Origin of the sequence: Streptomyces sp. AM8-1-1 (genome assembly GCF_032229325.1) — a bacterium.
GTDB lineage: Bacteria > Actinomycetota > Actinomycetes > Streptomycetales > Streptomycetaceae > Streptomyces > Streptomyces achmelvichensis.
This window is the reverse complement of the sequence record NZ_CP135086.1, coordinates 2,092,925-2,108,752: the sequence shown is the minus strand read 5'-3', so window position 1 is coordinate 2,108,752 and position 15,828 is coordinate 2,092,925. Positions and strand designations below refer to the sequence as shown.

At 69.7% G+C, this 15,828-nt stretch carries 10 protein-coding genes; 7 read left to right on the top strand and 3 right to left on the bottom strand.

The features are described 5' to 3' along the window. Positions 1-18: 18 nt before the first annotated feature. Together RPQ07_RS09505 and RPQ07_RS09500 are read right to left on the bottom strand one after the other, a co-directional pair. A complete protein-coding gene (locus RPQ07_RS09505; protein WP_313948833.1) occupies positions 19-720 on the bottom strand; it encodes a response regulator in 702 nt (233 codons plus the stop codon). A 26-nt stretch (positions 721-746) separates the two neighbouring features. Then, positions 747-2,399, bottom strand: coding sequence for a sensor histidine kinase (locus RPQ07_RS09500; protein WP_313943666.1), 1,653 nt, complete (start codon positions 2,397-2,399; stop codon positions 747-749). A 329-nt stretch (positions 2,400-2,728) separates the two neighbouring features. On the opposite strand from RPQ07_RS09500, the gene RPQ07_RS09495 reads away from it, so the two are divergent. From RPQ07_RS09495 to RPQ07_RS09470, 6 genes are all read left to right on the top strand, one after another. After that, on the top strand, positions 2,729-7,018 hold the full coding sequence (locus tag RPQ07_RS09495; RefSeq protein ID WP_313943665.1) for a discoidin domain-containing protein: 4,290 nt from the start codon (positions 2,729-2,731) through the stop codon (positions 7,016-7,018). 90 nt (positions 7,019-7,108) lie between these two features. Continuing rightward, positions 7,109-8,119, top strand: a complete 1,011-nt coding sequence (locus tag RPQ07_RS09490; protein WP_313943664.1) for a LacI family DNA-binding transcriptional regulator — start codon at positions 7,109-7,111, stop codon at positions 8,117-8,119. Positions 8,120-8,253: 134 nt separating this feature from the next. Beyond that, positions 8,254-9,666, top strand: a complete 1,413-nt coding sequence (locus RPQ07_RS09485; RefSeq protein ID WP_313943663.1) for an extracellular solute-binding protein — start codon at positions 8,254-8,256, stop codon at positions 9,664-9,666. Between the two features lie 3 nt (positions 9,667-9,669). Continuing rightward, a complete protein-coding gene (locus RPQ07_RS09480; protein ID WP_313943662.1) occupies positions 9,670-10,626 on the top strand; it encodes a sugar ABC transporter permease in 957 nt (318 codons plus the stop codon). A 14-nt stretch (positions 10,627-10,640) separates the two neighbouring features. After that, positions 10,641-11,516, top strand: a complete 876-nt coding sequence (locus RPQ07_RS09475; protein ID WP_313943661.1) for a carbohydrate ABC transporter permease — start codon at positions 10,641-10,643, stop codon at positions 11,514-11,516. A gap of 108 nt (positions 11,517-11,624) precedes the next feature. Continuing rightward, on the top strand, positions 11,625-13,226 hold the full coding sequence (locus tag RPQ07_RS09470; RefSeq protein ID WP_313943659.1) for a glycoside hydrolase family 13 protein: 1,602 nt from the start codon (positions 11,625-11,627) through the stop codon (positions 13,224-13,226). A 94-nt stretch (positions 13,227-13,320) separates the two neighbouring features. Here the strand turns inward: RPQ07_RS09470 and RPQ07_RS09465 are convergent, their stop codons facing one another. Then, the gene (locus RPQ07_RS09465; RefSeq protein WP_313943657.1) at positions 13,321-14,556 is read right to left on the bottom strand and encodes a citrate synthase; all 1,236 of its coding nucleotides are present in this window, start codon (positions 14,554-14,556) and stop codon (positions 13,321-13,323) included. An 87-nt stretch (positions 14,557-14,643) separates the two neighbouring features. On the opposite strand from RPQ07_RS09465, the gene RPQ07_RS09460 reads away from it, so the two are divergent. Continuing rightward, positions 14,644-15,780 carry a citrate synthase/methylcitrate synthase gene (locus tag RPQ07_RS09460; protein ID WP_313943656.1) on the top strand — a complete coding sequence of 379 codons (1,137 nt, stop codon included), beginning with the start codon at positions 14,644-14,646 and terminating at the stop codon, positions 15,778-15,780. Positions 15,781-15,828: the final 48 nt, after the last annotated feature.

The following is a 15,828-nucleotide window of genomic DNA, read 5'->3' as shown; positions in this document are numbered from 1 at the left end:
GCGGCCCCTGGCGATCGGTCAGAGGCTCGTGGCCCAGGAGTAGCGGTGCTCGGGGCGGCCGGTCTCGCCGTACCGCAGACTCAGCTGTACGCGGCTCGTGCGCTCCAGCAGCTTCAGATAGCGCTGGGCGGTCTGTCTGCTGACGCCCGCCCGGTCCGCGATCTCCTGTGTGGACAGCGGCCCGTCGGCCGCCAGCAGCACCTGGCGTACGACTTCGGCGGTGGTCGGTGAGTGGCCCTTCGGCAGATCAGGGGCGACCGATCCGGCCGACAGGGCGCCGAAGATCCGGTCCACCTCGGCCTGTTCCGCCTCCCCGCCACCGCGCAGGGTGCGGCGCAGCCCCGCGTACGCCTCCAACTTGGCCCGCAGACCGGCGAAGTTGAACGGTTTCACCAGGTACTGGAGCGCGCCGTGGCGCATCGCCGCCTGGACGGTGGCCACGTCGCGCGCCGCCGTCACCATGATCACGTCGGTCTGATGACCCAGCCGGCGAAGCTCCCGGACGACCGCGAGGCCGTTCCCGTCCGGCAGATAGTGGTCCATCAGCACCAGGTCCACGGGGGTGTCGGCGATTCGGGCGAGTGCCTCGCTCGCCGAATGCGCTGTCGCCGCGACGTGGAAGCCCGGCACCTTCGCCACGTAGGCCGCGTTGATCGCCGCCACGCGTACGTCGTCGTCCACGACGAGGACCTCGACGGGATTCTCGGCGGTCTCGGTGATCCCGGTGGTCTCGGAGGGTCGGTCGTTCACGGTGCCTCCCCGGCGACGGCCGGCTCCGGATCGGCCAGTTCGGTCAGTGCCTCGGGGAGCACGACGGTGAACTCCGCGCCTCCGCCGGCCCCTTCGCCGACCGCGGCGCTGCCGCCCTGCCGTTCCGCGAGTCGGCGCACCAGTGCCAGCCCGATGCCGCGCTTGCCGTGGGCCGGGAGTTCCTTGGTGGACCAGCCCTCGGTGAAGATCTGCTCACGCTGTTCAGGCGGCACTCCGGGGCCGCTGTCCGAGATCCGCAGCACCGCGGTACGCCCCTCTGCCCGCAGGCGGACCTCGACGCGTGCGTCCGTTGAGCCGGCTGCGGCGTCCATGGCGTTGTCGACGAGGTTGCCGACGACCGTGACGATGCCGCGCGGATCCACCAGGCGGTCGGGCAGCAGGGTGTCCGGTGCGATGCGCAGGGAGACCCCGCGCTCGGCCGCGACGGTCGCCTTGCCCACCAGCAGCGAGGCCAGCAGCGGGTCATGGATCTTCTCGGTGACCTGCTCGGCGGTGGCCCGGTGCACCCCGACGACCTCGGTGACGAACTCCACCGCTTCCTCGTGCATCTCCAGCTCGAGCAGCCCGAGCAGGGTGTGCATCCGGTTGGCGTGCTCGTGGTCCTGGGCCCGCAGGGCGTCGATGAGTCCGCGGGTGGAGTCCAGTTCCCGGCCCAGCTGTTCCAGCTCGGTGCGGTCGCGCAGGGTGGCGACGGCGCCGCCGTCGTCCGTGGGCATCCGGTTGGCGATCAGCACTCGGTGGCCGCGCACGGTGACGAGGTCCTCGCCGGCGACGCGGCCGGTCAGGACGTCGGCCGTACGGCCCTCGCCCAGCACCTCGGTGAGCGGCCGGCCTCTGACGTCGGAGCCGAGGCCGAGCAGCCGCTCCGCCTCGTCGTTCATCAGCCGGATCCTGCCTGTCGCGTCGAGGGCCACGACGCCCTCGCGGATGCCGTGCAGCATCGCCTCGCGCTCGGCCAGCAGCGCGGAGATGTCGGAGAAGGCCAGGTCATGGGTCTGGCGCTGGAGTCTGCGGGAGATCAGATAGGCGGCCAGCGCCCCGACGGCCAGGGCGCCCCCGGCGTAGGCGAGCAGGCCGGGGATCGCCGCGAGGAGACGGGCGCGGACGCTGTCGTACTCGATACCGACGGACACCGCTCCGACGATCGCGCCGCTGTCGTCGCGCAGGGGCACCTTGCCCCGGGCGGAGCGGCCGAGCGTGCCGCTGTCGATCTCCATGACGTCCCGGCCCGCGAGCGCTTCGCTCGGGTCGGTGGAGACGACCCGGCCGATCTGGGCGGGGGAGGTGTGCGACCAGCGCACCCCGGTCCGGTCCATGATCACGACGTACTCGGCGCCGGTGGCCCTGCGGATCCGCTCGGCCTCGGTCTGGACCGGTCCGGTGGCCGTGGGCTCGGTGCCGGTGAGGTCCTCGGCGACCTCGGCGGACGCCGTGGTCTCGGCGATCGCCAGCGCCCTGCGCATGGCCTGGTCGTCGAGCTGCTCGCTGAGAGGCGCCAGAAAGAGACCGGTGGCCAGGACGGTCACACCGGTCGCGATGGCCAGCTGCATCAGCAGGACCTGGGAGAAGACCCGCTGCGGCCAGCCGAACCGCCGACGTCCGGCCGGCGGGGTCGGTTCGGGACTCATGCCTACGAACGGTAGAGGTCGAGCAGCCCTTTCTGAAATTTCCGGACTGTGACGCAAGCCGCTTGCGTGGATTGCCGTCTGTTTGCGATTTCCTGAAAGTCGGCGATAAAGCCGCTGGTGTGGGCGGATTCGCGAGTTCCCCAGCGATCGGCGACCGAATTTGACGCGGTCATGGCGGTAGACGACTTAGCAGTTCTCTGCAACTCTCTGACCGCCGAACGCAAAAGTCTCAGTTCAACCGTGCACAAACGCCAGTCGCACGGGCACGTCGTCATGTACGCCGACAGAGCCGCGCCTCGCCTCGGCGCGAGGCCGAAGATCGGGGACAAATGAGACCGCAACGCCGGAGTTGGCGGGTGCTCTCCGCCGTGATCACGACCAGCCTTCTGCTGATCGGATGGCCGACGCTCACCGCCTCGGCGGCCGACGGCCCCAATATCGCCGCGGGCAGACCCGCGACCGCCAGCACCGCCCATGCCGAGTACCCCGCCGGGAACATCACCGACGGCAGCCAGGGGACGTACTGGCAGAGCGCCGGGCCGGGTCTTCCCCAGTGGGTGCAGACCGATCTCGGGGCCACCAGCCGGGTCGACGAGGTGGTGCTGAAGCTGCCCGCGGGCTGGGAGAGCCGCAGCCAGACGCTGTCCGTGCAGGGCAGCGCCGACGGCACCAGCTTCACCACGATCAAGAGCTCTGCCGCCTACAGCTTCCAGCCGGGCTCGGCCAATACCGTGACCGTCGGCTTCCCGGCCACGCAGACCAGATTCGTCCGCATCCACATCACGGCCAACACCGGCTGGGCCGCCGCCCAGCTCAGTGAGCTGGAGGTGCACGCGGCCGGCGAGTCGTCCGTCGATCTGGCCCGCGGCAAGACGCTCACCGCGAGCAGCCACACCGAGGTCTACACCGCGGCCAACGCGAACGACGGCAACAAGGCCAGCTACTGGGAGAGCGCCAACGGCAGCCTCCCGCAGTGGATCCGCGCCGACCTCGGCGCATCCGTCCGCATCGACCGCGTGGTGCTGCGGCTGCCGGACGGCTGGCCGGATCGAACGCAGACCCTCCAGATCCAGGGCAGCGCCAACGGCACCGACTACACGGACCTGACCGCGTCCAAGGCGTACGCCTTCAACGCGGCCGGCGGGCAGTCGGCGACGATCACCTTCGACGCCGCCACCACGCGGTACGTCCGGGTCCTCGTCACCGCCAACTCCGGCAGGGCGGCAGCCCAGCTGTCCGAGCTGGAGATCTACGGACCGGCCACCGGGGACACGCAGGCTCCGACCGCACCCACCGAACTCGCTTACACGGAACCGGCCACCGGACAGATCAGGCTGTCCTGGAAGCCGTCCACCGACAACACCGCGGTGACCGGCTACGACATCTACGCAGGCGGCGACCTGCGGACGAGCGTGGCGGGCAATGTCACGACGTTCACGGACACCCAGCCGGCGAGTGCGACCGTGTCGTACTTCGTGCGGGCCAAGGACGCTGCCGGGAACCAGTCCGGCAACAGCAACACCGTCACCCGCAGGGGCGACACCGGCGACACCCAGGCCCCGACGGCCCCGGCCGGCCTCGCCTTCACCGAACCCGGCGCCGGACAGATCAGGCTGACCTGGGGCGCGTCCACCGACAACACGGCGGTGACCGGTTACGACATCTACGCGAACAACTCGCTGCGCCAGAGCGTGGCGGGCAATGTCACGACGTTCACGGACACCCAGCCGGCGAGTGCGACCGTGTCGTACTTCGTGCGGGCCAAGGACGCTGCCGGGAACCAGTCCGGCAACAGCAACACCGTCACCCGCAACGGCAGTGGGGGCAACGGGTCCAACCTCGCGGTCGGCAGGCCGATCACCGCGTCGTCCGTGATCCACACGTTCGTCGCCGAGAACGCCAACGACAACAGCCTCGCCACCTACTGGGAGGGCGCGGCGGGCAGCTACCCGAACACCCTCACCGTCAAGCTGGGTGCCAACGCGGACGTCAGCAGTCTCGTCCTGAAGCTCAACCCCGACAGCTCCTGGGGCAGCCGCACCCAGAACATCCAGGTCCTCGGCCGTGAACAGAGCGCATCCGGCTTCACCGGCCTGGTGGCCGCCAAGGACTACACCTTCAACCCCGCGAGCCAGAACACCGTGACGGTCCCGGTCGACGCCCGCGTCGCGGACGTCCAGCTGAGGTTCACCTCCAACACCGGCTCGTCCGCGGGGCAGATCGCCGAGCTCCAGGTCATCGGAGTCGCCGCGCCCAACCCGGACCTGGAGGTCACCGGTCTCACGGCCGCGCCCGCCGCGCCCGTCGAGTCGGATCCGATCACGCTGTCCGCCACCATCCGCAACAGCGGTCCCGCGGCCTCCGCCGCGAGCACCCTCGCCTTCCGCCTCGGCGGGACGAAGGTGGGCTCGGCCGCGGTCGGGGCCCTCGCGGCCGGGGCGCAGACCGTCGTCAGTGCCACCATCGGTGCCCGCGACGCGGGTACCTACCAGCTGAGCGCGGTGGCCGACGAGGCGAACGCCGTCATCGAGCAGAACGAGTCCAACAACACCTACACCAGCCCCACCTCGCTGGTGGTGAAGCCCGTCGACAGCTCCGACCTGATCGCCTCGGCCGTGAACTGGACGCCGAGCGGCGCCTCCGCGGGTGACACCGTCACCTTCTCCGTGGCCCTGAAGAACCAGGGCACGATCGCCTCGGCAGGCGGAAGTCACGGCATCACGCTGACCCTGACCGACTCCAAGGGCGCCACGGTGAAGACCCTCACCGGTGCGCACAGCGGGGTCATCGCCGCGGGTGCGACCGCTGCGCCGGTCGGCCTCGGCACCTGGGCCGCCGCCAACGGCTCGTACACCGTGAAGGTTGTCGTCGCCGACGACGCCAACGAACTGCCCGTGAAGAGGGCCAACAACACGAGCAGCCAGTCGCTGTTCATCGGCCGCGGGGCGAACATGCCCTACGACATGTACGAGGCCGAGGACGGCTCCGCGGGCGGCGGAGCGGCCGTCGTCGGACCGAGCCGCACGGTGGGCGACATCGCGGGAGAGGCCTCGGGCCGCAAGGCGGTCACCCTCGACAACACCGGCAACTACGTCGAGTTCACGACCAGGGCCAGTACGAACACCCTGGTGACCCGGTTCTCCATCCCGGACGCGCCCGGCGGCGGAGGCATCGACTCCACGCTGAACGTGTACGTCAACGGCACCTTCCGCAAAGCCATCGACCTGACGTCGAAGTACTCCTGGCTGTACGGGGCGGAGGCGAGCCCCGGGAACTCGCCGGGCTCCGGCGCCCCTCGGCACATCTACGACGAGGCGCACGTGATGCTGGGCGAGACCGTCCCGGCGGGCAGCACGATCAGGCTGCAGAAGGACGCGGCGAACACCTCGCGCTACGCGATCGACTTCGTCAGCCTGGAGCAGGTCGCGCCGGTCGCCAACCCGGACCCGGCGAGGTACACCGTCCCGGCCGGATTCACGCACCAGGACGTGCAGAACGCCCTGGACAAGGTGCGCATGGACACCACCGGCACGCTGGTCGGCGTGTATCTGCCGGCGGGTGACTACCAGACGGCGAGCAAGTTCCAGGTCTACGGCAAGGCCGTCAAGGTGGCCGGCGCGGGGCCCTGGTACACCCGGTTCAACGCCCCCTCGACGCAGGACAACACCGATGTGGGCTTCCGGGCGGAGGCAGCGGCGAAGGGCTCGTCGTTCACGGGCTTCGCCTACTTCGGGAACTACACCTCGCGCATCGACGGCCCGGGCAAGGTGTTCGACTTCTCCAACGTCACCGACATCGTGATCGACAACATCTGGAACGAGCACATGGTGTGCCTCTACTGGGGTGCGAACACCGACAGGATCACGATCAAGAACTCGCGGATCCGCAACATGTTCGCCGACGGCATCAACATGACCAACGGGTCCACGGACAACCTCGTCACCAACAACGAGGCCCGGGCCACCGGCGACGACAGCTTCGCCCTGTTCTCGGCGATCGACGCCGGCGGGGCGGACATGAAGAACAACGTCTACGAGAACCTGACGTCGATCCTCACCTGGCGTGCGGCGGGTATCGCCGTCTACGGCGGCTACAACAACACCTTCCGCAACATCCACATCGCGGACACCCTCGTCTACTCGGGCATCACGATCAGCTCACTGGACTTCGGGTATCCGATGAACGGCTTCGGGACCGAGCCGACGACCGTCGAGAACGTCTCGATCGTCCGGGCCGGCGGCCACTTCTGGGGCGCGCAGACCTTCCCCGGGATCTGGCTCTTCTCGGCCTCGAAGGTGTTCCAGGGGATCCGCGTCAACAACGTCGACATCGTCGATCCGACGTACAGCGGGATCATGTTCCAGACCAACTACGTGGGAGGACAGCCGCAGTTCCCGATCAAGGACACCGTGCTCAGTGACATCTCGATCACCGGTGCACGCAAGAGCGGCGACGCCTTCGACGCCAAGTCCGGCTTCGGCCTCTGGGCGAACGAGATGCCCGAGGCGGGGCAGGGCCCCGCGGTGGGTGAGGTCACCTTCAACGGCCTGCGGTTCGCCGGCAACGCCCAGGACATCAAGAACACCACGTCCACTTTCAAGATCAACATCAACCCCTAGGCCGGCCCCGGGATCACGCCCGTGATCGACTACTGATCGAAACGCGGACTAGCGCAAGCCGCTTGCATGGCTTGCGCTAGTCTTGCGTGCATGACGCGACGACTTGCTCAGGTGGCGAAGAAGGTAGGGGTCAGCGAGGCCACGGTCAGCCGGGTGCTCAACGGCAAGCCGGGGGTCTCCGAGGCCACCCGCCAGTCCGTCCTGACCGCGCTGGACGTCCTCGGCTACGAGCGCCCCACCCAGCTGCGCGGCGAGCGCGCGCGCCTCGTGGGCCTCGTGCTGCCGGAGCTCCAGAACCCGATCTTCCCGGCGTTCGCCGAAGTGATCGGCGGAGCGCTGGCCCAGCAGGGCCTCACGCCGGTCCTGTGCACCCAGACGAAGGGCGGGGTCTCCGAGGCCGACTACGTCGAACTGCTGCTCCAGCAGCAGGTGTCCGGCGTGGTGTTCGCCGGCGGGCTCTTCGCCCAGGAGGACGCCCCGCACGACCACTACCGGCTGCTGGCCGAACGCCGGATTCCGGTGGTGCTCATCAACGCCGCCATCGAGAATCTCGACTTCCCCTGCATCGCGTGCGACGACGCCGTGGCGGTCGAGCAGGCCTGGCGCCACCTCGCCTCGCTCGGCCACGACCGCATCGGTCTCGTCCTCGGCCCGCTCGACCACGTGCCGTCCCGGCGCAAGCTCGCGGCTGCCCACGCGGCCGCGAAGGCATCCGGCGGGGAGCTGACCGACGAGCGCGTCGAGCGCTCCATGTTCTCCCTGGAAGGCGGGCAGGCGGCGGCCTCCAGGCTGCTCGACCGCGGTGTCACCGGCATCATCTGCGCGAGCGATCCGCTCGCCCTCGGTGCCGTACGCGCGGCGCGCCGGCGGGGGCTCGCCGTTCCGGGAGACATCTCCGTCGTGGGCTACGACGACTCCGCCTTCATGAACTGCACCGAGCCGCCGCTGACGACCGTCCGTCAGCCCATCGAGGCCATGGGCCGTGCCGCGGTCGAACTGCTCTGTGCGCAGATCCAGGGCGGCGAGGTCCCGCCCGGTGAGCTGCTCTTCGAGCCGGAACTGGTGGTGCGCGGCTCCACCGCAAAGGCTCCGCGCTCCTGATTCAACCGCCTGTCAATCATTTACGAAATCGGCGCGACATATTGCGGTCTTCTGTCGCCGGTGGTTGAGTGTGCCGCGTTCCCGCTGCGTGTCAGCCGCGGGTCATCCACGCTCAGGCCCGAAGGGGACCACCGATGAGAAGTGCTGGGTTCCGCCGTACGCGCCGTTCCGCCGCGACCGCGCTCGTCTCCGCGCTCGCCCTGACCGCCCTGGCCGCCTGCGGCACGAGCAGCAGCGGTGACAACGACGAGGGATCCGGCGGCGGTTCGTCCGACCCGTCAGCTCCGCTGGACCCGAAGACCAAGCTGACGCTGACGATCGACTGCATGCCGCCGGCTGCGAAGGCCGCGGAACTCAAGGAGTGGAAAGAGGACGTCAAGGCGTTCAACAAGACGTACCCGAACATCAGGATCGAGGGCCGGTCCACCCCCGGCCAGTGCCTGGAGCCGCCGCGGTTCACCGCGATGCTCAAGGCCAAGTCCCAGCCGGACGTCTTCTACACGTACTTCACGGACCTGACGCAGGTGCTGGACAACGCCGGCGGCGAGGACATCACCGCGTACGTCACCCCGAAGACCGTCCCGGCGATCGCGGACATCGACCCGAACGTCCTGAACTCCCTGAAGAAGGACGGCAAGCTCTACGGCCTGCCCACCAGCAACTACACCATGGGCCTGCTGATCAACCGCAAGCTCTTCGAGCGGGCTGGGCTCGATCCCGACGCCCCGCCGACGACCTGGGAGGGCGTCCGCGCGGCCGCGAAGAAGATCGCCGGACTCGGCAACGGCATCGCCGGGTTCGGGGAGTACAGCGCCGGCAACACCGGCGGCTGGCACTTCACCGCCCAGATGTACGGCCTCGGCGGGAACATCGTGGACGAGAGCGGCAAGAAGGCCGCCTTCAACGACGCGACCGGCAAGCAGGTCGTCGAGAACCTCAAGGCGATGCGCTGGCAGGACGACAGCATGGGCAAGACCCAGCTGCTCAAGTGGGGCGACCTGCAGAAGCAGATAGCCAGCGACAAGCTCGGCATGTTCCTCGCCGCGCCCGACGACATCGCGTACATGGTCCAGCAACTCGGCGCCAAATACGAGAACTTCGGCATGGGCCCGATCCCCGGCCAGAAGGCCACCCTCTTCGGCGGCAACAACTACATGGTCAAGAAGGGCATCTCGCCCGACAAGATCAAGGCCGCCGTCGCCTGGCTCAACTTCAAGAACCTCACGGTCGGCAAGGGCCAGTTCGACTGGGCCCGGACCAAGGCCGACGGTCTGCCCGTCGGTGTGCCGCAGCCCAACTTCTGGCTGGGCGGCAGCAAGACGAAGGACGACGCGGCGCGCGCGGCCAACGCCACCATGCCGGTCGAGAACTTCAAGCCCTTCATGGACAACCCGGTGCAGGGCAAGGCGGAGCCGCCCAAGGCGCAGGAGATCTACAAGGTCCTCGACAACGTGATGTCGGGCGTCCTGACCAACAAGAACGCGGACGCGGGCAAGCTGCTGGCCACCGCCGAGTCGCAGGTCAACCAGATCCTGGCGAACCAGTAGCCGATGTCGGCCCCCACTCTCATCCCACGCAAGGCCGCACCGCGTCCCGGGCGCGGCGGCGGGCCCCGTACGAACGCGTCGAGGGAGGCGTTCGTACGGGCCCTGCGCCGCAATCTGTCGGCGCACGGCTTTCTGATCGGCGCCGTCGTCTGCTTCTCGTTCTTCTCCTGGTATCCCATGGTCAGGGAGTTCATCCTGGCCTTCCAGAAGACCGAGAACGGACAGACCACCTGGGCCGGCTGGTCCAACCTGACCACCGTCTTCAACGACCCGGCGTTCTGGCAGGCCTGGCGCAACACCCTCCTGTTCACGGGGCTCGCGCTGGTCTTCGGATTCATCGTCCCGTTCGTCGTCGCCCTGGTCCTCAACGAGTTCCGCCACGGACAGGGGTTCCTGCGCCTGCTCGTCTACCTGCCCGTGATGCTGCCGCCGGTCGCCTCGGTCCTGCTGTTCAAGTACCTCTACGACCCGGGCTACGGACTGCTGAACCGGCTCCTGGAGCTCGCGCACCTTCCCCAGCAGCAATGGCTCCAGGATCCCGACACCGCGATGCTCTCCGTGGTCATCGCCGCCACCTGGATGAACATGGGCGGCGCCACCCTCATCTACCTGGCCGCCCTCCAGGGCATACCGGGGGAGCTCTACGAGGCGGCCGAGCTGGACGGCGCCGGCGTGCTGCGCAAGATCTGGTACGTCACCATCCCGCAGACCCGGCTCATCCTCTCGCTGATGCTGCTGATGCAGATCATCGCGACGATGCAGGTCTTCACCGAGCCGTTCCTGCTCGCCGGCGGCGCCGGCCCCGAGGGCTCGACCACCACGGTCGTCTATCTGATCTACCAGTACGCCTTCAACTTCAACAACTACGGCAGCGCGGCCGCGCTCGGCCTGGTCCTGCTCGTGCTGCTCGCGGGATTCTCCGCGGCGTACGTCCGGCTCAGCCGCGCCGCGGAAGAGTAGGCGGGAAGACGGCCATGACCACACGCACGCTCATCTCACCGGCCCAACTCGCCAGGCCCCGCGGCAGACTGCTCTACTGGACCGCCTTCGTCCTGGTGATGGTCCTGTTCACGCTGGTCTTCCTCGGACCGCTCTACTGGATGGTCTCCGGCGGGCTCAAGACCACCCAGGAAGTCGTCCAGTCGCCGCCCACCCTGGTCCCGGGCTCGGTGAATCCGGAGAACTACTCCCGGGCCTGGGAGGTGATGGACCTCTCCCGGCTGCTGTTCAACACGCTCTACTACGCCTTCGGCGCACTCGCGTTCCAGCTGGTCTTCGACGTCGCCGCGGCCTACTCGCTCTCCCGGCTGCGGCCCGTCTTCGGCAAGGCCATCCTGGCGATGATGCTGGTGACGCTGATGATCCCGGCCACCGTCCTCGTCGTGCCCCAGTACCTGACGGTGCTCGACGTCCCGATCATCGAGCGCAACCTGCTCAACTCGCCCTGGGCGATCTGGCTTCCGTCGGTCACCAACGCCTTCAACATCTTCCTGCTCAAGCGGTTCTTCGACTCGATCCCGCACGAGCTGCTCGACGCGGCCGCCATCGACGGCGCGTCCCGGTTCAGAACCCTGTGGTCGGTGGTGCTGCCGATCTCGCGGCCCATCCTGGGCGTCGTGTCGATCTTCGCGGTCGTCGGCGTCTGGAAGGACTTCCTCTGGCCGATGCTCACCCTGCCCGACCCGACCAAACAGACGCTCAACGTCGGCATCTACTCCCTCTCCAACGGCGTACCGGAGAACGTGCTGATCGCCGCGCTCACGATCGCCTCGATCCCCACACTCCTGATCTTCCTCGCCTTCCAGCGCAACATCATGAGCGGTCTCACCGCGGGCGGACTCAAGGGCTGACCTCGGCCCGCACCGCCCGTTCCCCCTCGAGCCTCCGCCGCCGGCCCTGCCCTGGCGCCCCGCTGTCCGGGCCGGCGGCGGAGTCCCACCTGCCCGAAAGGACCTCACGTGGCAGCCCCTCTGGATCACACGGACGACTGGTGGCGCGCCGCCGCCATCTATCAGGTCTACGTACGCAGCTTCGCCGACGGTGACGGCGACGGCACCGGTGATCTCGCCGGGGTGCGGGCCCGGCTGCCCTACCTCGCCGAACTCGGCATCGACGCCATCTGGTTCAACCCCTGGTACCTCTCACCGATGGCGGACGGCGGCTACGACGTCGCCGACTACCGTGCCATCGACCCGGCCTTCGGCACCCTCGCCGAGGCCGAGAAGCTCATCAGCGAGGCACGCGGACTGGGCATCCGCACCATCGTCGACATCGTGCCCAACCATCTGTCGGACCAGCACGCCTGGTTCCGGGCCGCGGTCGCGGCAGGGCCCGGCAGCGCGGAGCGCGAGCTGTTCCACTTCCGTCCCGGCCGCGGCGAGAACGGTGAACTGCCGCCCAACAACTGGCCGTCGCAGTTCTCGGGGGAGACCTGGACCAGGGTCGCGGACGGCGAGTGGTATCTGCATCTGTTCACGCCCGAGCAGCCGGACCTCAACTGGAGTCACCCGGTCGTCCGCCAGGAGCACGAGGACGTCCTGCGCTTCTGGTTCGAGCGGGGAGCCGCCGGCGTCCGCATCGACTCGGCCGCCCTGTGCGCCAAGGACCCCGATCTGCCGGACGCCGCCGAGGAGGACACCACCCCTTACGTCGACCGCGACGAACTGCACGACATCTACCGCTCCTGGCGGGCCGTCGCCGACGAGTACAACGGTGTCCTCATCGGCGAACTGTGGGTGCCCGACCCGGACCGGTTCTCGCGCTATCTGCGCCCCGACGAGCTGCACACCGCCTTCAACTTCGACTTTCTCGCCCGGCCCTGGGACGCGGCGGAGCTGCGTGCCTCCATCGACACGACGCTGGCCTTCCACGCGCCGGTGGGCGCGCCCGCCACCTGGGTGCTCTGCAACCACGACGTGACCCGCACGGTCACCCGCTACGGACGGGCCGAGGACACCGGCTTCGACTTCGCCAAGAAGCGCTTCGGTACACCGTCCGACCTGGTCACCGGAACCCGGCGGGCACGCGCCGCCGCCCTGCTCTCGCTCGCGCTGCCCGGCAGCGTCTATCTGTTCCAGGGCGAGGAACTGGGCCTCCCCGAGGCGGACATACCGCTGGACCGCATCCAGGACCCGATGCATTTCCGCTCGCTCGGGGTGGACCCCGGACGGGACGGCTGCCGGGTGCCCCTGCCGTGGCGCGCGGACGCCCCGCACTACGGCTTCGGTTCCGAGCAGGAGCCCTGGCTGCCGCAGCCCGCGGACTGGTCCGCGTACGCAGCCGACCGGCAGGCCGCGACGGAGGACTCCATGCTCGTCCTCTACCGCGAAGCCCTGCGCCTGCGCCGCACCGAAACGGGCTTCGGCGACGGCCCCCTGAACTGGCTGCCATCCGGCCAGGACGTCCTCGCCTTCGTCCGGACCGGCGGGCTGATCTGCGTCGTCAACCTCTCCGAGGAACCCGTCGAACTCCCCGGCCACACGGGCGTCCTGCTGACGAGCGGCCCTCTGGACGACGGCGGGCGGCTCCCGCAGGACACGGCGGCCTGGCTGCGGTCCTGACCCGCGGCCGGGGCCGCCGGCCGTCCGTAGGTCTCAGGGCCTGCCGCTGCCGACGGACGCGCGCCGCCCGCCCACCCCGGCCCTTCCCGCCCGTTCACGGCGCGGGCCTGGGCGGGCGGGGGCCGCTGTAGTGACCGCTCGGCCGCATCCGCAGCGGCTGCTCCTCGTACTCCTCGAGCGCATGCGCGATCCAGCCTGCCGTACGCGCCACGGCGAACACGGTCTCACCCGCCTCGGCCGGCATCCCCGACGACAGCGAGAGCACGGCGAGCGCCATGTCGACATTGGCGTGCAGCTCCACATGACGGGCGGTCGTCGACTCCACCTCACGAGCCGCGTCCAGTGCCGGACCGGCGGCCGGGATCTGCTCCAACGCACCGAACAGGGCCTCGGCGCGCGGGTCCTGGGCCGGGTACAGACGGTGCCCGAGCCCCGGGACCCGGCGTCCCGCCCGCAGATGGTCGGCGACGACCGGTGCCGCCCCGCCGCGTTCGAGCACCTCGGCGAGCATCCGGTGGGCGAGCCCGCTGGCCGCCCCGTGCAGCGGCCCGTCCAGCGCGCCGAGTCCGGCGGACACGACGGCGTACGGATGGGCGCGCGCGGAGGCGGCGACCCGCACCGCGAGGGTGGACGCGGCCAGGTCGTGGTCGATGAGCAGCGAGAGCGCCATGTCCAGGGCGCGCAGAAACGCCTCGTCGGGGCGCATCGCGGTGAGCCGTGACCACAGCCGCCAGGCCAGCCGGCCCTCTCCCCGATGCGGCTCACCGACCGTGGGGAGCGCGTCGACCAGGACGGGGATCAGGGAGCGGGCGCTGCCGAGGACGGCGTCACGGCCGAGGTCGAAGCGGAGCGGATCGGCGACGGCCGCGGCGATCGCCGCCACCCGGAGCCGGTCCGTGGACCCGCTGTGCACGGGCAGCGCCTCGACCGCCCGGCGGGCGGCGGCCAGCGGCTCGGGCGGGGAGGTGAAGCGGATGCCGCTGTGCAGTGTGCCGGTCCAGAGCCAGTCGGCGATCTCCTCGTAGGAGTGGCTGCGGGCCAGCTCCGTGGCGTCCACCCCCCGGAAGTAGTACCGGTCCTTGTCGATCAGCGTGATGCCGGTACGGATCCGCTGGGTGACGTCACTGCCGGCAGAGGGCTCGCGCCGCCCCTTGCGGACGAGCGCGTCGACCTCCTTGGCGTCGAAGGTGCTGCCGCGGCCGGTGGGGTCGCGGCGGCTGGAGAGCTGTCCGCGGCTGACGTACGCGTACACCGTCTCGGGTTTCACACCGAGCCGCTCGGCCGCCTCGCGCGTGGTGATCCGGTCCGTCTCCGGTGCGTTCTCCGTCATGAGGAACACCGTACACATATTGATTCAATCAATATTGACAGTGGTGCAATCAAGCATGGACAGTCGAATCAATTCAAGGAGGCTGTTATGCAGATGGACGTACCGCGCGGACTCGCCGGGGTCGTGGTCACCGACACCGCACTGGGAGATGTCCGGGGGCGGGAGGGCTTCTACCACTACCGCCAGTACTCGGCCGTCGAGCTCGCGCAGAGCACCGGGTTCGAGGACGTCTGGCATCTGATGTTCTACGGGGAGCTCCCCGACGCCGACCGGCGCCGGGCCTTCCTCGCCGAGACGGTGTCCTTGCGCCGGCTGCCCGACGACGTACGGGCGGCACTGCCGGCGATCGCCCGCGCCGGCGCGCCGTCCGGCCCGCTGTCCGGGCTGCGGACGGCGCTCTCGCTGCTGGGAGCCGCCTCCGGACTGCGGCCGGTCTACGACCTCGACACCGAGTCCCGCCGCAGGGACGCGCTGGCCGCGTGCGCCGTCGTCCCGACGCTGCTCACCGCGCTGTACCGGCTGGGCCGGGGGCTCGAACCGGTCGAACCGCGCGAGGACCTGCCGTTCGCGGCCAACTACCTCTACATGCTGTCCGGTTCGGAGCCGGAACCCGCCCGGGCCAGGGCGATCGAGCAGTACCTCATCTCCACCGTCGACCACGGCTTCAACGCCTCCACGTTCACCGCCCGGGTCATCGCGTCCACGGGCGCGGACCTCGCGGCCTGCCTGGTCGGCGCGACGGGCGCGCTCTCGGGCCCTCTGCACGGCGGCGCCCCGAGCCGCGCCCTGGACACCCTCGACGCCATCGGCACCCCGGACCGGATCGACCCCTGGATCCGCGAACGGGTCCTCGCGGGCGAACGCATCATGGGCTTCGGCCACCCCGTCTACCGCACCGAGGACCCGCGCTCCCGCATGCTGCGCGGCATCGCGGAGAGCTTCGGTGGCCCCCTGGTGGAGTTCGCGGTCCAGGTGGAGGCGCAGGTCGAGGCGATCCTGGCGGAACTGAAGCCGGGCCGGGAACTGCACACGAACGTGGAGTTCTACGCGGGCGTGGTCATGGAGCTGTGCGGACTGCCGCGGGAGATGTTCACGCCGACGTTCTGCGCGGCGAGGGTGGTGGGCTGGAGCGCGAACATCCTGGAACAGTCAGAGGACTCCAAGATCATCCGCCCGGCGGCGAGGTATGTCGGGCCGCCGCCGGTGCTGCCGCGGGCGTCCTGAAGCGCCGTGCGCGGCCCGGAGTTGTCGGCCGCGTCCACTACGCTCGAC